This is a genomic window from Rosistilla oblonga, from assembly GCF_007751715.1.
GTDB lineage: Bacteria > Planctomycetota > Planctomycetia > Pirellulales > Pirellulaceae > Rosistilla > Rosistilla oblonga.
Map to the genome: position 1 here is coordinate 6077781 of NZ_CP036292.1, position 19084 is coordinate 6096864.

Annotated in this window: 15 protein-coding genes; 7 read left to right on the forward strand and 8 right to left on the reverse strand. The window is 58.5% G+C overall.

Going from position 1 to position 19084, the window contains the following annotated elements; all coding sequences use genetic code 11:
* Positions 1 to 6: 6 nt before the first annotated feature.
* A complete protein-coding gene (locus CA51_RS21525; protein WP_197451377.1) occupies positions 7 to 1626 on the reverse strand; it encodes a DUF1549 domain-containing protein in 1620 nt (539 codons plus the stop codon).
* Positions 1627 to 1966: 340 nt separating this feature from the next.
* Here CA51_RS21525 and CA51_RS21530 point away from each other — a divergent pair, with 340 nt between their 5' ends.
* Together CA51_RS21530 and CA51_RS21535 are read left to right on the forward strand one after the other, a co-directional pair.
* Positions 1967 to 3292, forward strand: coding sequence for an outer membrane protein assembly factor BamB family protein (locus CA51_RS21530; RefSeq protein ID WP_145123221.1), 1326 nt, complete (start codon positions 1967 to 1969; stop codon positions 3290 to 3292).
* A gap of 140 nt (positions 3293 to 3432) precedes the next feature.
* Positions 3433 to 4593 (forward strand): alpha/beta hydrolase family protein, encoded by a 1161-nt coding sequence (locus tag CA51_RS21535; RefSeq protein WP_145123222.1) that lies wholly within the window; start codon positions 3433 to 3435, stop codon positions 4591 to 4593.
* Between the two features lie 12 nt (positions 4594 to 4605).
* On the opposite strand, the gene CA51_RS21540 is transcribed toward CA51_RS21535, so the two are convergent.
* From CA51_RS21540 to CA51_RS21565, 6 genes are all read right to left on the reverse strand, one after another.
* The gene (locus CA51_RS21540; RefSeq protein ID WP_197451378.1) at positions 4606 to 5607 is read right to left on the reverse strand and encodes a YhdH/YhfP family quinone oxidoreductase; all 1002 of its coding nucleotides are present in this window, start codon (positions 5605 to 5607) and stop codon (positions 4606 to 4608) included.
* A 132-nt stretch (positions 5608 to 5739) separates the two neighbouring features.
* Entirely contained in the window at positions 5740 to 7134 is a 1395-nt protein-coding gene (locus CA51_RS21545) for a Gfo/Idh/MocA family protein (protein ID WP_145123224.1), read from the reverse strand.
* 46 nt (positions 7135 to 7180) lie between these two features.
* The gene (locus CA51_RS21550) at positions 7181 to 8236 is read right to left on the reverse strand and encodes a formylglycine-generating enzyme family protein (protein WP_145123225.1); all 1056 of its coding nucleotides are present in this window, start codon (positions 8234 to 8236) and stop codon (positions 7181 to 7183) included.
* A 130-nt stretch (positions 8237 to 8366) separates the two neighbouring features.
* Positions 8367 to 9326 (reverse strand): sugar phosphate isomerase/epimerase family protein, encoded by a 960-nt coding sequence (locus CA51_RS21555; RefSeq protein WP_145123226.1) that lies wholly within the window; start codon positions 9324 to 9326, stop codon positions 8367 to 8369.
* 184 nt (positions 9327 to 9510) lie between these two features.
* Positions 9511 to 10362 (reverse strand): alpha/beta hydrolase family protein, encoded by an 852-nt coding sequence (locus CA51_RS21560; RefSeq protein ID WP_145123227.1) that lies wholly within the window; start codon positions 10360 to 10362, stop codon positions 9511 to 9513.
* A gap of 32 nt (positions 10363 to 10394) precedes the next feature.
* The gene (locus CA51_RS21565) at positions 10395 to 11264 is read right to left on the reverse strand and encodes a carbon-nitrogen hydrolase (protein WP_231745823.1); all 870 of its coding nucleotides are present in this window, start codon (positions 11262 to 11264) and stop codon (positions 10395 to 10397) included.
* A gap of 317 nt (positions 11265 to 11581) precedes the next feature.
* Between CA51_RS21565 and CA51_RS21570 the strand changes: the two genes are divergently transcribed.
* The gene (locus CA51_RS21570; RefSeq protein ID WP_231745824.1) at positions 11582 to 12886 is read left to right on the forward strand and encodes an IS256 family transposase; all 1305 of its coding nucleotides are present in this window, start codon (positions 11582 to 11584) and stop codon (positions 12884 to 12886) included.
* A gap of 122 nt (positions 12887 to 13008) precedes the next feature.
* Here the strand turns inward: CA51_RS21570 and CA51_RS21575 are convergent, their stop codons facing one another.
* Positions 13009 to 14352, reverse strand: a complete 1344-nt coding sequence (locus CA51_RS21575) for a dihydroorotase (protein ID WP_145123228.1) — start codon at positions 14350 to 14352, stop codon at positions 13009 to 13011.
* A 251-nt stretch (positions 14353 to 14603) separates the two neighbouring features.
* On the opposite strand from CA51_RS21575, the gene CA51_RS21580 reads away from it, so the two are divergent.
* The 4 genes from CA51_RS21580 to CA51_RS21595 all read left to right on the forward strand — a co-directional run bounded on the left by CA51_RS21580 (position 14604) and on the right by CA51_RS21595 (position 18962).
* Positions 14604 to 14882 (forward strand): hypothetical protein, encoded by a 279-nt coding sequence (locus CA51_RS21580; protein WP_145123229.1) that lies wholly within the window; start codon positions 14604 to 14606, stop codon positions 14880 to 14882.
* A 690-nt stretch (positions 14883 to 15572) separates the two neighbouring features.
* Positions 15573 to 15947, forward strand: coding sequence for a 2Fe-2S iron-sulfur cluster-binding protein (locus tag CA51_RS21585; RefSeq protein WP_145123230.1), 375 nt, complete (start codon positions 15573 to 15575; stop codon positions 15945 to 15947).
* A 15-nt stretch (positions 15948 to 15962) separates the two neighbouring features.
* A complete protein-coding gene (locus CA51_RS21590) occupies positions 15963 to 17525 on the forward strand; it encodes a GMC family oxidoreductase (RefSeq protein ID WP_145123231.1) in 1563 nt (520 codons plus the stop codon).
* A 189-nt stretch (positions 17526 to 17714) separates the two neighbouring features.
* On the forward strand, positions 17715 to 18962 hold the full coding sequence (locus tag CA51_RS21595; protein WP_145123232.1) for a vWA domain-containing protein: 1248 nt from the start codon (positions 17715 to 17717) through the stop codon (positions 18960 to 18962).
* Positions 18963 to 19084: the final 122 nt, after the last annotated feature.

The window sequence follows — 19084 nt, forward strand, 5'->3', positions numbered from 1 at the left end:
GCTGCCTCAATGATTGAATTGAAATTCGGCGCTATTGATCATCGACCACAACACCTGTTGTAGGGCGGCGGGAAGGTCATCGTTCCTCGCCTCCAGATAGTCGACGACGGCCTCGGTTTCGTCGCTGTCGGGAGCCCGCAGAAAAACACTCTGAAACAAACGCTCGGCCCGTTGGCGATGCGATTCACTGCCGTTCAGCTCCGCCAGCAACCCCGCCTTGTCGCAACTGCTTCGCAGATAGTTATCCAGTCCGGGACCATTGGTCAGAAACAACGTGTCGTCGACGCCAACAACGGTTTCGTCCGGCAGGACGTCGGAGATCTGTTGGCGGAACTGTTTGATCAACTCCGCGTCGTTGGTGAACTTCCCCTCAGCGATCAACTGGATCGACCGGGCGAGCTGTTCTCCGGTAAGTCGCCGCTCGAGGTACCAGGCGAAACTTGCGGGATCGTCGACTCCCATGGGTTTCCGCGAATCGAGTTGATAGGCATCGCTGAGCGCAAGGCTGCGAACCAGGCTGCGAATGTCGTAGTTGCTTTCGGCAAATTCGGTCGCCAACCAGTCGAGCAATTCGGGATGACTGGGAGGATGCACGCTGTCCATCTCGTCAAACGGATGGACGATGCCACGTCCCAACATGATCGCCCACAATCGATTGACCATCGACCGCGCCAGCAGCGGGTGATCGCGCAACACGTCTTCGACAAATCGCTGGCGCCGCGAAAATTTGGGGATCCGATTGGCGGGTTCCGCGCTTGTCGCAACGTACAAATCGTCGGCGTCTTCCTGCTTGGCGTCTCCCGCCGGGCGTGGCTCTTCAACCGTCGAAGCTCCGAGAAAGGTCAACAGGTTGGGAGTGCTGTCCCCTTCGAGGTTGGCGAAGTCGGAGAAACCACCGATGGCCGATTCGGCAACGCGCAGCCCTTCCTTCGTCTTGGCATTTTTGCTGCGGTTAAAAAATGCGACCAATCCCCAGTAGTGCGCCTGCTCGATTTCGTTGACGACCATGTGATCGTGACATTGGGCGCATTCGATCCGGATCCCGAAGAAGGCGGGAGCGACCGCTTCGGCAATCGCTTGATGCTGGTCGTTGCGTTCATACAGAAACCACACAGCTCCCCGCTTCGCTTTGTCTTCGGGGCGGGCCAACAGCACTTCCGCAGCGACTTCGTCCCAGGGACGGTTGTTGCGAAAGACATCCTCCAGATACTTCCGCCAGCCCGAATTAGCCCGCTGTTTGTATTTGCCTTCGTTGGTCCGCCCCATCAACAGCGCATCGAACAGATCGGCGAAGTGCTGCGGATAATCTTCGCTCGCCAACAACCGATCGACCAACGCAGCCCGCTTGTCCGTCTGGGTGTCGTTCGCAAACGCATCGGATTCTTCGATCGTGGGAACGCGACCAGCCAAGTCCAGATAGACGCGGCGGACGAACTGGCGATCATCACAACGCGCGGCAGGTTGCACGCCACGCTCTTCCCAAGCTTGGGACACGAAGTCGTTGATTTTCGCAACGGGGAACAGGTCGCCGGAGCCCTCCGAGGGTTGATCGGCACGACTCGCGTGCATCATCAACACGCTGGACGCGAGGAACATACCTAACAAATAGCGGCAGGAAGTTAACATGCGGGAAGCTATCGGCGGGGAGGGATTTGGGAGATGACGGCTCGCCCCCCATTCTAACCAACCCAGCCCACTACGGTCCATTCCAGAACCTTTCACCAGCCGGTTTGCAGTGGTCGCTCCCCATAGCAGGCCACGCCGGCGATTCATGAGCGGATCCGAACAAGCCTTTTATCTGCTACCGCAGCAGGTCATTCGCATTGATTGATTCCAGATCCAACACTGTTCCGCTCTCTTCGCCACCCTGCCAGCCCTCATGTTCTCGTGAGCGATGATCCTTTAGGCTGATTGAACGGCGACACACCTGCGTCAACACATACCTACACGCCCCGAGGAGCTATCGATGCGCCGGATGCCTTTTCACATGCGACTCATGTCGATCGCCTTGCTCGCGATGGCGGGCTGTTCTCCTAAAAAGGTGCCAGTCGAAGAGATCTCCGGCCGCGTCGATCTAGACGATACCGCCGCCGCGCCGATCGTCGTATCGGAAGCGGATTGGAACAGCTGGCGCGGCCCCAGCGGTAACGGGATCGCCGCCGATCAAGAGGTGCCGATCCGGTGGAGCGAAACCGAAAACGTGATCTGGAAGGCAAAGGTTCCAGGCCGCGGCCATGCCTCTCCCACGGTCGTTGGCGACCAGGTTTTCTTTACTTCCGCCGACGAACGGGCGGAGACTCAGTTTGTTGTCGCGTTGGATCGATCCAGCGGCCAGCAACGTTGGCAGACGCAAGTCAATCAAGGTGGTTTCGCACGCGAGGTCCATGCCAAGGGGACGCAAGCCAACAGCACGCTGGCGTGTGATGGGGAACATGTATTTGCAGCGTTCTTGCACCACGATGCGATCCACGTGACCGCACTTTCCATCGACGGCGAGAGCGCGTGGCAGACGACGGTCGGCGCCTTCAACTCAAAATTCGGATACGCACCGTCGCCATTGATCTACAAGACCTCGGTGATCATCGCCGCCGATAACCGCGGCGGAGGCTACATCGCGGCGTTGGATCGATCGACGGGCGAACCGATCTGGCGGAAACGCCGCGGCGCCGTCTCGACCTACTCTTCGCCGATCGTTGGTCATGTCGATGGCAAGGATCAATTGCTGATCACCGGCGGCGATGCCGTGACCAGCTACGACCCGGCCACCGGCGAAGAAAACTGGTTGGTCCCCGGAACCAGCGAAGCGACTTGCGGCACGGTGGTCTGGGACGCAAATCATGTCTACGCCAGCGGCGGCTATCCCGATGCGCACACGCTGTGCATCCACGTCGATGGAGATGCGACCGAAGTCTGGAGCAACCGAACCAAGCTTTACGAACCTTCGATGCTGGTCAGCGATGGCTTCTTGTACGCCGTCAGCGATCAAGGGATCGGGTTTTGCTGGGACGCTGAAACGGGAGCTCAGATGTGGAAGAAGCGACTGGGAGGCAATTTCAGCAGCGCCCTTGTGCTCGCCGGCGACAAATTGTTTGCCACCGCCGACGACGGAACCTGCACCGTTTTTGCAGCCGACAATTCGGACTATATCGAACTCGCCAGGAATCGACTGGGCACCGACGCCTACGCAACACCCACGATCTGCGGCGGTCGGATCTACTTCCGCGTCGGCCAAGGCGACGGTCCCCAGCGACAAGAAATGCTCTACTGCATCGGCGAGCCCCACGAAAATTGAATGCGTCCGCCGCGCTGGAGTCGAGGCTTCAGCCGAATTGAATGCGGACTCACACGGTTTCGGCTGAAGCCTCAGCTCCAGCCGGTGTAGAATGGGAGCCAGTTTGAAAATCCCGCCTCTCTCCTTTCGGAGCCCACCTGATGAAGTTCGCCTCGTTCTGGAATCGTACCGCCTGCTGCGCCTTACTCTCGCTCCCCTGCCACTGGGCTGCTGCACAACAATCAAACACAGACACCCCGAAGTCGGAGCCACCGGTTGCGGAGGAGGCCACGGAAACGTCGCCGACTCGATTGCCACAGACCGAGATCTTGGCCTACCGCGCGGCCGATGGAGCGATTCAAACCGCTCAGTCGCCCGCCGATTGGGAAGCTCGCCGACGCGAGGTGCTTGCCGGGATGGAAGCGATCATGGGGGCGATGCCAGGCGAAGAGAAGCGGGTGCCGTTGGACGTCCGCATCGATTCGGAAGAGGATTGCGGTAGCTATGTTCGCCGTTTGATCACGTATCAATCCGAACCGGGCAGTCGCGTGCCGGCTTACCTTTCGATTCCCAAGACGCTGCTGGCCGACGACGCCAAGCCAGCCGCCGCGGTTCTCTGTTTGCATCCGACCGACAATTCGGTTGGGCACAAAGTTGTGGTGGGCCTGGGTGGCAAAGCGAATCGACAATACGCCGCCGAATTGGCCGAGCGCGGCTTCGTCACGTTGGCTCCCAGCTATCCGTTGCTGGCCAATTATCAACCCGATCTCGAAGCGTTGGGGTGGACCAGTGGGACGCTGAAGGCGATTTGGGACAACATGCGTGGGATCGATCTGCTGCAGTCGCTGCCCTACGTTCGCAAGGAATCGATTGGTGCGATCGGCCATTCGCTGGGAGGCCACAACGCGGTCTACACCGCTGTTTTTGATCCTCGCATCGGGGCGATCGTCTCCAGCTGTGGACTCGATTCTTTTCTCGACTACTACGGCAGCGTGCCGTCCGTCTGGCAGTTGGGAAGCGGATGGACTTCGACGCGTTACATGCCGCGGCTGGCTGAATATCGTGGCCGACTGGAAGAGATCCCGTTCGATTTTCATGAGCTGATCGCCGCCTTGGCTCCACGTCCGATGCTGATCGTCGCTCCGCTGCACGACAGTAATTTCCAGCACGACAGCGTCGACCGAGTCGCCGCCACGGCAAAGAAGGTTTATCAACTGCACGACGCCGCGGATCGCTTGCAGGTCGAACACCCCGATTGCGACCACGACTTCCCCGAAGCGATGCGATTGAAAGCGTACAAGTTGTTCACCGATACGCTTTGAGTATCGCCGATGTCACATCGGGACGATCGATCGTCCCGAATGTTTTCCAGCCAGCATGCTGTCGACAGCAGCTGGCAGGTCGTCGAGCGAGATCTCGTTGGCCAGATCTTCCAGTCCGGCCGGCTTCCAATCGCTGGCCAACCGGTTCCAGATTTCCAATCGCTGAGGCATCGGACACATCGCCGAATCGATTCCCGCCAGCGTGATCCCTCGCAACAGGAAGGGATAAACCGTGGTCTGTAGCTCATGTCCGCCAGCCAATCCGCAGGCGGCGATGCAGCCGCGGTAGGCAGTTGTTCGCAACAGCGTTTCGAGGGTCGGTCCGCCGACGGTATCGACGCCGCCGGCATAGCGAGCACTCAACAGCGGACGTTTCGATTCGTCGATGAAGTCGTTGCGATCGATCACTTCCGCAGCGCCCCATCGTTTCAGTCGAGAGTGCTGGTCGGGTTTCCCGGAGACCGCGACGACGTCGTAGCCCAACCGCGACAAGATCTGGATCGCGATACTGGCAACGCCTCCGCTGGCTCCGGTCACGACAACCTTTCCCGAATCGGGTTCCACACCGTGATGCTGCAGCGATTGCACGCACTGGGCTGCGGTAAATCCAGCGGTCCCCAAGATGATCGCTTCGCGCGGCGTGAGCCCTTGCGGCAGCGGGACGATCCACGATGCAGGTACACGAATCTGTTGTGACCAGCCGCCGTGACGACTTGTCCCCAATTCGTGGCCTGTGACGATCACGGTTTGACCGGTGGCAAATTGCGGATCGTCGCTGTCGATCACTTCGCCAATGACATCGATCCCGGGAACGTGCGGGAAATGGCGGACGATGCCAGGATGGCCCGTCGCCGCCAACGCGTCTTTGTAGTTGAGCGATGTCCAACGGACGGCGACGCGAACGCTCGGCGATTCAACGCTTGGCAAGTCGGCGACCGAGCGGTCGATGATCGATTGCTGGACGTCTCCCGCAGCGTCTTTTTCAACCCAGAAGCAACGGTAGGTGTCGGCCACGGGAATTCCTCCGAGAGTCGAGGCGGTTTGAGAGGTGGTACCAAAATAAAAGGCGAGCCAGCAGAGTGGCTCGCCTTGTTGGATTTTAGCATTTTAGATCGAGCCGACGAAGTGGCTCCACCTAGTGACACGCTAGCTCAAGTATTCTTGTTTCTTGACGATTCCTGGCAGCGGGATGGGGTAGCGGCCATCGTCGCCCGCTTGCAATGGCGCCGGCGAATCGAGCGTTAGCTTGTCGATGCCGGGGGCGAATTCATGTTTGTGAGCCATCATCTGGTCAAGCGTGATCTCCTGACCGGTGTGCGCCGCCATGCGTCCCATCGAAGTCACGATGCTCGCCATCGCACCACGATCGACTTCGTTGTATTCGCTGTCTTCGCGAATCGCGGCGATCAGATCGTCCCATTCCAATTGATAAGGATTTGGTTCGGGCTGACCAAATTCCCAAGCCAAGTTGGCTTTATCAGCGACCTGCCCGCGATAGATCCGCGACTTGGCCGGCGTGTGCGAGGCTGTCGAGATCACCGCCATGCCTTTGGAACCATGGGCGTAACTGGCGAACTCGCTACGGCAGCCCGGCATCGTCCGTCCGCCGATATACATCTTCGTTCCGTCGGCGAAGGTGTATTCCATCGCGTAGCTGTCGAAGTTCTGATCGACATCGTCGCCGCGATAGTGGCGGCCGCCCGAAGCGTGAACCTTGACGGGCCAATCGTTCTTCATCCAACAGGTTTCATCGATGTTGTGGATCAAGAAATCGCTGACCGCACCGCCGGAGAGCCATAAGAAGCCGTGGAAGTTGGCGATCTGATACATCAGTTCGCTGGTCCCCTCGGGCTTCGGCCCACACGCCGCGGTCCCCGTGGGTCCCGCCATGCGGTAAGCCCGCAACATGTTGATCTCACCGATCTCGCCACCCTGAATCCGTTCGAACAGTTCCTGCCGCGCCTTGCAGTGACGGCACATCAATCCGACGGCGACCTTCAGATTCTTTTCCTTCGCCTTCTTGTTCAGCTCCATGATACGCACCGTCGTCGGGCCATCGACGGTGACCGGTTTTTCCATGAAGACGTTCAGCCCCTTTTCGATGGCATAGCTGAAGTGAACCCAGCGGAATGCTGGCGGCGTTGCCAGGATCACGACGTCGCCCGGACGCAGCACATCCATCGCTTTTTTGTAAGCATCGAAGTCGACGAACTGCCGCTCTTCGGGCACGTCGACTTTGCCTTCTTGATCCTTAAACGCGTTGGAGAGGTTCTTCTGGCTGCGTTCCAGATTCTTGGGGAAGACATCGGCCATCGCTACCAATTTGATCGGACCGTTATCGACCGACAACGCGTTGACGGCCGCTCCCGTTCCCCGGCCGCCACAACCTACAAGGGCCACCTGAATCGTGTTGTCTTCAGCCGCGTGGACCTGCGGCGCCGTGGTGGCTGCGAAGGTGGCCGCTGCAGCAACCGTTCCCGTCGCTTTGATGAAACCGCGGCGGGAATCTTGGCTCTCGGGCGTCTTGGACTGGTTCGACATCATGGACTCATTTGGGCTTGGGATTGAGAGACGGGAATGAAAACGGTTATTCGCCTTCGGCGGGATCGAGCTGTTCGGGTTGCGTGTTCTCCCACAACTCGGCACGCTCCTTTTCGGAAGGGACCGTCAAAGGGCGAACGATGCGAAATCCGACGCTCAACGCATCGGTATGATACCAGATACTTTGGGGCAATTGGGGATCCTGCTCCTTCCACTCCTCGCTACTGGCGATCCTAGCCCCGCTGCGCAGAAGTTCGGGATCGTTATCCCAGCCGCCGCCACGGACGACGCGGGGGAACAAAACCTTGGGAATCGCCAGCGGATTAAGCTTGGCGGATGTCTTGTAAAAGTCGGGCAGGTACTGATCCAAGACCCACTCCGAGACATTGCCGTGCATGTCGTAGAGCCCCCACGGATTCGGGTTCTTCTGGCCCACCGGTTCGTATTGGTCGTTGGTGTTTTCGCCATACCAAGCGTAGTCGTCGAGCATTTCAGGGTCGTCGCCAAACGAGTAAGCGGTGTTGGTTCCCGCGCGGCAAGCGTATTCCCATTCCGCTTCGGTCGGCAAACGGTAATAGCGTCCGGTCTTCGCCGACAGCCACTGGCAATAGGTCCGCGCTGCGTGCTGTGTCATGCAGATCGCCGGATGGCGACCGCTGCCCATCCCAAAGGTCATGTCGGTGTAGGGTTCGGTCGGACGCGTGAAGCCGTCGACGACCGCGTCGCGCGGCGTTTCCTTCGACTTCAAAAGGCGGCGACGGATCGTATCGAGTTCGTCGCCCCAGATCTCGTACTGCTCCCACGTGATCTCATACTTGCCCATCCAAAAGGGAGAGACTTCCACTTGATGCAGCGGACCTTCCGAGTCATCGCGGCCCTGTTCGGTGTCGGGAGTTCCCATCGTGAAGACGCCGCCAGGAATCGGTAGCATTTCGATCGTCGCGTCGGTGTGTTCGATCACCTCTTCGTACGGCTTCATCTCCGCCGCCGAATTCGCTTTGCTTTCGGGAAGGTCTAGCGGAGGAACTGGATCGGCAGCGGTGGCTCCTGCAGCGAGGAACGAACAGCAGATCAAAGAACCGAAAAGGCGTTGGATTTTCATAACAGGATGGAGTACGGGAAGGGGAGATTGAGTTTGTTGCGGTTGGTCGCCTTTCGCTCCGCGAAAGCGCGTCTGTTGTGCGCACTTTCGCGGAGCGAAAGGCGACCATCAGACAGAAGCGAATGGTTTGTTAAGCCAACGCTTTGCGAACGGCAGCTTTCATCTTGCGGAGACCGGTCGTGGCGACTTCCGACGCGGGTTGTTTCCAGTAGTCGCGATTGAACAGCTCCAGCGAGAAATAGCCTCGGAAGCCGTTGCGATGCAGCAGCGAGATGATATCGTCCAACGGAGCAATCCCGTCGCCGGGATAGACGCGGTCGGCATCGCCGATCGTTTCCCAAGGTGGATTGGCCGGGTAGTCGTTCATGTGGAACGCGGGCATCCGCGAGGCTTCGATCATCGCCAGGCCGGCAAAGTCGGAGCCACCTTTGTAAATATGGTAGACGTCGGGCAGGACACAGGCGTCGGGATGGCCGGCTTCGGTGGCAACGTATGCCAGTTCGCCCAAGCGATTGAGCGTCTTGGAGAAGCCCCACAATTCCAACTCGGGCGTCACGCCAACTTCCGCGCCAACGTTCAACAGATCCGCGTAACGCTTGGCGATCACGGGCAGCGCCGGACCGGCCTCTTTGGTTGCACCGACCGGCGGCGCGGCGATCCGCTTGCCGCCGATCGACTTCAGCAGTTCCATGTCGGATCGGGCTTGTTCCAATCCCTTTTGGCGTTGGGCATCGTCATCGACGATCCACTGGGCAAAACCGATCGCACTCTCGACAGTGATCCCGGAGTCTTCGATACGCTTTCGCAGATCGGGCAGACTTCCACCGGCCTCTTTGTAGGCAACCAGATCGCGAACCCAAGGTTCGATCGCGTCGTAACCGCTCGATGCCGCCAGGTCGACTTGTTCGGTGATCGTCAGTTCTTGGCCGCGAACGGTGCTAGTGTTCAAGCAGAACCGGATCCCGCCAAATTCATCCGATGCCGCGGTGTCGGCAGCCTTGGCGGGGGCTGTTGGCAGGCCCGAACCAACCAACGTGGTAGCGGCCGCAATCGAGAGAATGCTGCGGCGATTCATGGAAGCGTCTGTCATCTAGAAGGCTCGAGTCTCGGGAGGTGGAGAGGCGGGATCATCGGAGCTTCGATTATAAACTGGTACCCCGCAATGTGCTTCGCTGTTGCACAATTTTCCCGAAACCTAGCCCAGCTGGCGGATCGCGGACCATTGCCGCAACAACGGATCCGCAGGTCGATTCGCCGCGATGGAGCCGATTTGCCTACTTCGCCTCGACAGCCGCGTGCTGCTGGATGAACTGGACGACCTGATCGACCGCGGGATGCGGGAAGTGGTGTCCGCTGGATTTTTCGGTTCCCATCGGGACCGAGATGACTTCCATGTCGTGGCCTGCCGCTTGCAGACGTTCACGCAAAAGATAGGTGTTCTCCTTGGGCGGAACGACGCGATCGTTCTCCGAGACGATGTGCAGCAGTGGAATTTTGGCGGCTGCAATTTTCTTCGCGTGATCGATTGGATTGCCTTTGAATGCGGCAGCCTGTTTCTCGTCGAATCCATATTGCGCCAGGCAACTCTGCCACGTCGCGGCCGAACCGACGCCCTCTCCCATTCCGCCGGGCCAGCTTTTGAAATCGCAAACCGGCGTGTCGCAGTAGATACAAGCGACGCGATCGAGATTAACGGCGGCCCAGTTGTAGGCGAACAACCCGCCGCGGCTGACCGCTTCGAGAGCCACTCGCTTTGCCAAGCCACGCTTCTCGGTCATTTGACGATAGAACTGATTTCCAATCTCGATCGCCTTGGGACTGCCAAACATTCCCGCCACGTCGACGTAGCCGATATGGAATCCTTTGGCCACCAATTGAATGTCGGCTTCAGCGTGGTAGCCGGGGAAGCGTGCCCGCCAAACCCAAGGGTTGCCGGGCGCAGCCTGCTTGGGAACGACGACGTACGCATTGCGCTCGGCGACTTGGAAATGGAGTTGGTCGTATCCGTTCCACTTCGTCTTGCGTTCCGCTGGTGCAGCGGTCTGCGTCTGCGCGACGCAGGGCCGCAATGATAGGAGAGATACGGCAACGCACGTCAACGCGGCGAAAAGGGAGATGCGATTCATGGTGTTTTTCAAGTTATCGGGGGCAGAAAAGATCAGTCGATCACGCGACGCATCAGGCCTTGGTAAGCGTCGATCCGGCGATCGCGCAGGAAGGGCCAATGCGTGCGGACCACATCGATCATATTCAAATCGCAGTCGGCCGTAATAATTTCTGGTTCTTCGTGGCTCCCTTGCGTGATGACTTTGCCATTGGGATTGGCGATGAACGAACCGCCCCAGAACTGCAGGCGGCCTTCGACGCCGACGCGGTTGGGAGCTCCCAACCACAAACCGTTGGCGATCGCATGGGATCGCATCATCGTTTGCCACGATTCGTATTGCGTCGTGCCGTACTCTTCTTTTTCCTCGTCGATCCATCCGATCGCGGTCGGGTAAAGCAGGATCTCCGCACCGGCAAGGGCCATCAATCGCGCGGCCTCGGGGAACCATTGATCCCAGCAAACGGCAACGCCCAGCTTCGCAAAGCGGGTTTCGATCACCTTGAATCCCAAATCGCCGGGGGTGAAGTAGAACTTCTCGTAATACAACGGATCGTCGGGGATGTGCATCTTGCGATAAACACCCGCTGTCGAACCATCGGCATCGAGGACGACGGCGGTGTTGTGGTAGACGCCGGCGGTTCGTTTCTCGAACAGCGAGACGACGATCACGACGCCCAGTTCGGCGGCCAACTCGCTTATCCGTTCAGTCGTCGGCCCGGGGATCGTTTCCGCCCAATCGAACTGGCAATGGTCTTCGGTTTGGCAGGGGTAGGGGCCGTTGAACAGTTCCTGCAAGCAAATCACTTGTCCACCGTCAGCCGCGGCTTGGCGGATCTGCGAGACGGCCCGCTCGACGTTCTCGGCTTTGGAGTCGGTGCAGGACATTTGCACCAACGACAGCGTTACTACTGAATTTGCCACGTAATATTTCCTTTGCCAATCCCGCGGCGAACGCGCGGGGTCTCACTAGAACTTCACAGAACACAGGCCGAATCCACGGACGTTGAATTCTACAATCATTTGGTCTTATGGCTACGCTCGACACGCCGATATCGCAGGCGCGACTTACCGCGATCGAGCTCTCTCACAGCTTCAAGCTGAAGGTGACCAACCGCAGACGAAGTCGCATCCCATCCGAGGTATTGTCGAAAGTTGTGTTCTTGAGTGAATGAAAAAGGTGGCGCATCCTGTTGGAACTATCACCCTCCAACGGCCCGACGTGGGCAAAGGAATACGCCATGAATCAGACTAAAACAGATCGAACCGACGTGCCAGTGGACAACCAGATCGATCCCGAAGTGGTTTCCTTCCGGGCTCAGTTCGACCAGCGAAGTCCACTCGACGAAATTGTCCGCGAAGGAGCCAGGCGAATGCTGCAATCTGCGATCGACGCTGAAGTCGAAGCGTTCATCGGCATGCATTCCAGTCGAACCGACGAGCGAGGCAGACGACTCGTCGTCAAAAACGGAAGCTTGCCGGAGCGGGACATCCTCACCGGTGCTGGATCCATTCCCATCACCCAGGGGCGAGTTCGTGACAATGACCCCGATCGCAACCGACGGGTCACGTTTTCGCCCAGCGTGTTGCCAAGCTACCTGCGAAAGACCAAGGCCATCGAAGAATTGATTCCTTGGCTGTACCTCAAAGGGATCTCGACCGGTGATTTCGCGGAAGCCCTTCAGTCGCTTGTGGGCGCGCGTGCCGCAGGGCTGAGTCCCAACGTCGTCTGTCGGCTCAAGGAACAGTGGTGTAGCGAGTACGACGATTGGAGCAAGCGTGATTTATCCGACAAGCAATACGTTTACGTCTGGGCTGATGGAATTCACGCGAAGGTCCGTCTGGAAGACGATGCCAACAAAAAGCAGTGCTTGCTGGTGCTAATGGGAGCAACGCCCGATGGCAAAAAGGAACTGATCGCCGTCCTCGATGGCTACCGTGAAAGCGAACAAAGCTGGAGTGAACTGCTCATCGATCTCAAGCAACGAGGCCTGAAGATGGCTCCGAAGATCGCCATCGGTGACGGTGCGTTAGGCTTCTGGGCGGCGATTCGGAAAGTGTTTCCCGAGACCCGCGAACAGCGCTGTTGGGTCCATAAGACGGCCAACGTTTTGAACAAGATGCCCAAGAGCGTGCAGCCCAAGGCGAAGGGAGACCTGCACGAAATCTGGCAAGCCGAGACGAAGGACGACGCGAACAAAGCGTTCGATCACTTCCTTGAAAAATACGGTGCGAAATACGCTCCTGCATGCGCGTGCTTAAAGAAGGACCGTGACGTGCTGCTGGCATTCTACGATTTCCCGGCGGAGCACTGGAGTCACCTCCGAACGACCAACCCGATCGAGTCCACGTTCGCGACGATCCGGCTTCGCCATCGAAAGACCAAAGGAAGTGGAACCCGGCGAGCAAGCTTGGCGATGATGTTCAAGCTCGCCCAATCAGCATCCAAGAAATGGAGACGCCTGAACTGCCACGAAAAGATCACTCTCGTCACCGAAGGGCGTTCCTTCAAAGACGGAATCATGCAGGATGAGATCGCCGCTTAATTCAATTTCTCAAAACACAACAATTGACAATTACTCATCCCATCCTCGATCCCTCTCATGCAAGTTGAGCGAATCGATCAGCCGTCGAAGGGCTCCGAATTTGAGTAGTGATCCGAAGACGCTTACGCCAGCCCCACGCCCTGCTCGGTCGCCCAGTATCCGCCGCGTTGGTGATCGAACAGCGGCAGCGTTCCGCGAATCGACGCATCGAAGCGGCCGCGATCAAAGACTCGGCGACCGCCGACCCAGGTCGTCACAGGCCAGCCGGTTAAGGTCTCGCCGTCCCATGGGGACCAACGACACTTCGTTTGCTGTTCTTCATTGCGGATCGTTTTCTGTTGTTCCAGATCAACCAACACCAGATCGGCATCATAGCCATCGGCGATCCGCCCCTTGCCGACGATTCCCCAAACGCGAGCCGGGGCATCACACATCCAATGGACCAGCTGCTGCAGATCGCACTTCCCTTGAGCGACTTGGTTCAGCAGAAGGGGGAGGCTGTTTTCGACCGCTGGAAGACCGGAGGGACTCTTCGGATAAGGCTGTTGTTTTTCGGCGAGCGTATGAGGCGCGTGGTCGGTCGCGATGACTTGGATCTCGCCGTCCAATAGCGCCTGCCACAGTTGGCGATTGTCGTCGGCCGATTTGATCGACGGGTTCATTTGAATCAGCGAACCGAGCCGGGCGTAATCGTCGACGTTGAAGAACAGGTGATGCGGACAAACCTCTGCCGTAACATAAGGTCGTGCCGGAGTGATCAGTTCCAATTCCGCAGCTGTCGAAACATGCAGGACATGAAAGCGGTGCTGATGCCGGACCGACAGATCGACAGCGCGGCGCGTGGCGATGTAAGCCGCTTCAGGAGACCGAATCCGCGAATGGTTCGTGATGTCGTCGCTGCCGGCGTATCGCTCGGCATTCGCGCGGACCGTCGTCTCATCCTCGCAGTGGGCGCAGATCGGCATCTCGGTTTCGGCAAAGATCTGTTCCAACACCGCCTGTTCATCGACCAGCATGTTGCCGGTGCTGCTGCCGATGAAGATCTTGATACCCGGCGTCTCGCCGCTGGGTTTCAATTCGTCGAGATTGCTGGTCGTGGCCCCCATGTAGAAGCCGTAGTTGACGGCGGAGTGGGTGGCGCCGAGAGCGTTCTTTTCGCGCAACCGCTCGCGCGTCGTCGTCGTCGGATTCGTGTTGGGCATCTCGAGGAACGTGGTCACGCCGCCGGCGGCGCAAGCGCGGCTGGCGTGGGCGAGGTCTTCTTTATGTTCCAGGCCGGGCTGGCGGAAGTGAACCTGATCGTCGATCGCTCCGGGCAGCAGATGCAGTCCGCTGGCGTCGATCGTTTCATCGGCGACCGTGGCGGGACTGGGATCGACCACGATTCGACCGTCGTCGATCAGCACCGATACCTTGCCGATTTGATCGGGGAATACGACCGTTGCGTTTTTGATCAGGGTTTTCATCGGTGTGGCTGCGCTTTCGTTTCGTGGGTTTGCCTGTTGCTATCACAAGTTTGTGGATCAAACCAACGATCAATGCAAGCCCCAGGGAGACGTGCGGAACTTGAACCAATTTTTCAATTCGATCGAGCTTTCCTCGAAATAGTTTTCCTGCCACAATCCGCCCGACCAATGGATCCCGCAACTGCTTTTCTGTCGGACAAGGAATGTGTTGACAATCGGTTGCGGGGCTTGTCTTGCGGAAAGGAATCCTGATGACAACTCTACTGGCCGCTGCGTTTGGCATTCATGCTTTTGCGATCCCCGTGTTCGGGATCGCGGTTTTGATCGCTAGCAAGCTATCTCTCGCCGACAAACGATTTGCGGAAAGCCTGTTCATGGCGGCGTTGACGCTTGTCACGCTTGTTACCCTGCGAACTGTCGCAAACAACGACCCCGCCTGGCTGACTCACACGTTGACCCTGGCGGTGATGATTCTCGGTGCCGTCTGGCTCCCATCGATGAACGATATCCAAGCAGCAAAAAAGAGCTAGCGTCTGCGAGTGTATTGATATTGATGAGCTGAAGAGGTCAACTCATCTCGCGGCGGCGATGCTTGAAAGATTCAGCCGTCGGGCATGCTCACGCGCCGAATGCTGACTGCAGATCCGCTGGCCTTGCAAAAGAGCGGCTTGGTTGCGAATCCTTTCGCAAACGCGGAGACCGCAGTTTCGGATTAGACATAATAAGGGTCGGTCTCGCGAAGAGGTCGAATCGCCGCATTGATCGACAATCCGCTGAGCGTAAGCCCAAGTACAATAAGTAGAATTCCTGACATCGAAAGCTCCTTTGAAGTGGCGTTGTGCACTCCAAAGTGAATGCACAGGCCGTGCCTGTTCCTCTCTCCGCTGCCGCCAGATCGTCATAAGTCATTGCGATACAGCATCTTGCAGCACACAGCCCCTTCGCGACCTGTCGCTTTCCAACGCTCGCGAGCGCCGTCATTCCGATGACACATTCTCAATACTGCGTTTTGAACGAGACGCTTTCTAACGAGTGGCGCACATGCTGAGCGGATAAGACACCGACATCACCCCCGCAAGATTGCAATCACCCCCCAGATCAATTACGCTCTAATAGGGTTATTCCCACTGGCCCCTGGAACGCCAAAGCAGTAGTTTTTCGATGGCTACCCTGTTCAGCCCAACCGCAATTTTGTTTACCTGCAGCGAGAGAGACATCTAGTGCCCTCCATCCGATATGCCAATCGGACGTTTTCATGCGATGCAGGCGACAACCTACGCAAAGTACTGCTTCGCTCGAAGGCCCCGGTTTACAATGGCATCGCGCGAATTGTAAATTGCCGTGGCAATGGCATCTGCGGCATGTGCACAGTTCGGCTGCGAGGCAGCGTCTCGTGGCCCTCCACCTATGAGACTGCACTCCTGCGACTGATCCCTGGAGCCGATACGCTTGGCTTGCGTCTCGCTTGTCTTTGCACCGTTCATGGCGATGTGGCGGTCGAAAAATTCGGCGGAACCTGGGGAACCGATTGCGGCAACCAACGCCATTTTGGCCGCAAAGCGACATCGGGCGATCTCCCGAACCAGCAGCACTAACACTCAACAACCACGATGAATTCTCGCTCCACTTTCGATTACATCATCGTTGGAGCGGGAAGTGCCGGATGCGTCCTGGCAGCTCGATTAGCAGCGGACGCTTCCGCTCGTGTTCTATTGATCGAAGCGGGCGGCGATCACCGCAAACGCCCCGATGTGCAAAGGCCCGCCGAATATTTGCGGCTGCAAGAAACGTCGTTGAATTGGAACTATACGACCACCGCGGCAGCGGGACTTTCTGGCCGTAAGATGATCTGCCCACGCGGACGGATGCTGGGCGGTTCCAGCGGCATCAATGCGATGATCTATCACGAGGGCGAGCCCGACGATTTCGCTAGCTGGCAGCAAGCCGCAGGCGATCGATGGAACGGCTCGGCGATCGAAAACACGATGCAGCGCCTGCGTGCGGAACTGGAAGCCACAGGCTCGGTCGAATCCCCCACCGAGATCAGCCCCGGCTGCCGAGCATTCCTCGACGCGGCAAATTCAGCTTGTGCGGAGAACCAGCTCCACGGCACGGCTGAAATCTACAACCGCACGACTCACCGGGGCGCACGCCAAACCGCGATGCAGGCCTTTCTTGGCGACAGCCCGCCAGCCAACTTGACGATCCGCAGCGACACGACGGTCCAACGGATACAGATCCAAGACCAGCAAGCAACGGGAGTGATCGTTGGCGACGGGGCTGATGGCGAAGCGATCACCGCATCGCGCGCAGTGATCCTAGCGGCTGGAGCGATCGTGTCGCCGCAGTTGTTGATGCTTTCGGGCGTTGGACCGCGACAGCAGTTGTCAGAACACGGGATCACGACGCAAGTCGATTCGCCCGCAGTGGGAGAACGGTTAGTCGACCACTTGGCGTTTCCCGTCATCTTTGCAAACAGGGATACCGCCGGGTTCCCAAGCCGCTGGTCGATGCGCGACCTGGCGCGTTGGAACCACCTGCAACGCGGGCCGATCGGATCCAACCTTGCCGAAGTCGGTGGCTTCTTCGATCTGCCGTCCGACAGCGCACTTCCCGCTCCCCTTCGCCATCGGGCGATCCAGTTCCATGTCACGCCGACCCACTATCTCCGATATCCAGCCGACGATTCGCCACCGGCGATCACGTTAGCGGTGACCGGATCGCAGCCACTGAGTCGAGGCCGCGTAACGTTGCGTTCTTCTCAGATCGGTGACTCGCCGAACATCGATCCCGGATATCTGACGGCAGCGGAGGACCTGCAGGTCATCGTCGAAGGGGTGGCCATGGCGCGACAAATCGCCCGCCAATCTCCCTTGGCAAATCGGATCGATCGCGAGCTGCTGCCGGGAGAAAAACGGAGCACTCCAGAACAACTGGAGCGGTCGATTCGAAAGTTTTCGATGACGATGTACCATCCCGCAGGCAGTTGTTCGATGGGGACCAACCCTGCCAGCAGCGTCGTCGATCCGCAGTTGCAAGTCCACGGAGTCGAGAATCTTTACATTGCCGACGCCTCCGTTTTCCCAACCCTTCCCCGTGCGAACCCGCAGGCAACGGTGATGATGGTCGCCTGGCGAGCTGCAGAGTCGATCGCCAAACGCAGCGCATCGTGACCTCCCCGCCCCTACGACCGGCGAAGCCATAACCGCAGCCAGCGCAGGCTGTGATCGCAAACGCGACGTGTTATAACGGAAAGCGTGGCGCGGCCATGCGGGGCTGTCAGATAGCAGCGTGTTAGCCCGATCTCCCGCCAAAAACATTCCGATCGCGCCCCCGATGCGACGTGCAGAGGTCTCGCTCCGATGCCGACAACCATGAATTTGGCAGTCAACAGCCAGAACGAATCGACGTCGCGAGCAAACTGGCGCGGTTACGCGATCAGCGCGACGCTGCACGCGGTGCTTCTGCTCGCTCTCGCGTTTGTGGTGCTGGGCGAAAGCGGGGTGGAAACCTTCATCGTCACAGCAAAACAAGCGACCGCGCGCGCCGAGCCACTCATTGCGATTCCGCTGGAACCCGCACCAGCTCCCGAGCCGCAGACGTCCGAAGCGATCGAGCTCGACTCTCCGCTCCCCAAACTTTCGCTGGCTCCCATCCCCGTCGATCTTCCTGGCAGACTCGCTTCGCAGAGACTCGGCGCATTGTCCGGCAGCGGGCAGAACGTCGTCACAGTCGCCCACGCACAGCCGGTCACGAAAACGGAAACCAAGTCGAAAGAGAAAGCTGCCGACGCGGTCCCCTCGGACTCTCGACGGGCTACATTTTTCGGGAGCCACGCTTACGGCAACAACTTTGTCTTCATCCTCGATGCGTCGCCGAGCATGGTCGGCGCACGCTATCGAAGAGCCTGCGACGAATTAATCGCGTCGCTGATGAAGTTAGAAGACTCGCAATCGTTTTACGTGCTGCTGTTCAGCTGGCGGACTCAGTTGATGTTCGATGGTCCGCTTGCATCGATACAGTTCATCCCGGCGACCGACGAAAACGTCGACCGGTTTCGGCAGTGGTTGTATGCGCAAGATGTGCGTAAAAACAACGGCACCGATCCGCGAGTGGCGTTGGACCTCGCCGAGCGATTGCAACCCGATGCTGTCTTCTTGCTGTCCGATGGCGAATTCAACAAACCGCCGCGATGGAATCCGAGCATGCCGACGCGGGCGATGCCTCAACACAGCGTTGCTCGGCTGGTGGAAATGATTTACGAGACGATCCCGCTGCATTGCATCGCGTTTGAGATTGCCGCCTGCGAACCGGGGCTTCGCGCCTTGTCGGTGCTAACCGGCGGCAGTTGTCGCTTTGTCCCTCCGCTGCGCCCCGACGCGGACCAGATCTTTTTGACGAAGCTAGAGAATCAATTGAGGCAGGTCGATCCGCAAGGGACCGGCGACAGCTTTAGAGCCCAACAAACGCGGCTCACGATCGCGAATTGGCTGGTCGAAAAAGGGTTTGCCGAGGAGGCTCAAGATGTCATCGAAGTCCTCGCCGACAAACAATTGCCCTCGCGGTTGCAACGCAAGCTGGAATCGATCCAAGGAAAGATATCCGAATAGGTTCGCCCGCTGCGCCGCTCGATGATGCCGCTTCCGCGTTCCCCCACGCCGCCGCCCACAACACCCACCTGCACCGGTCCACCGAAATGGGACCGGCGTGCTGGACTGGTTAACAAACCGAA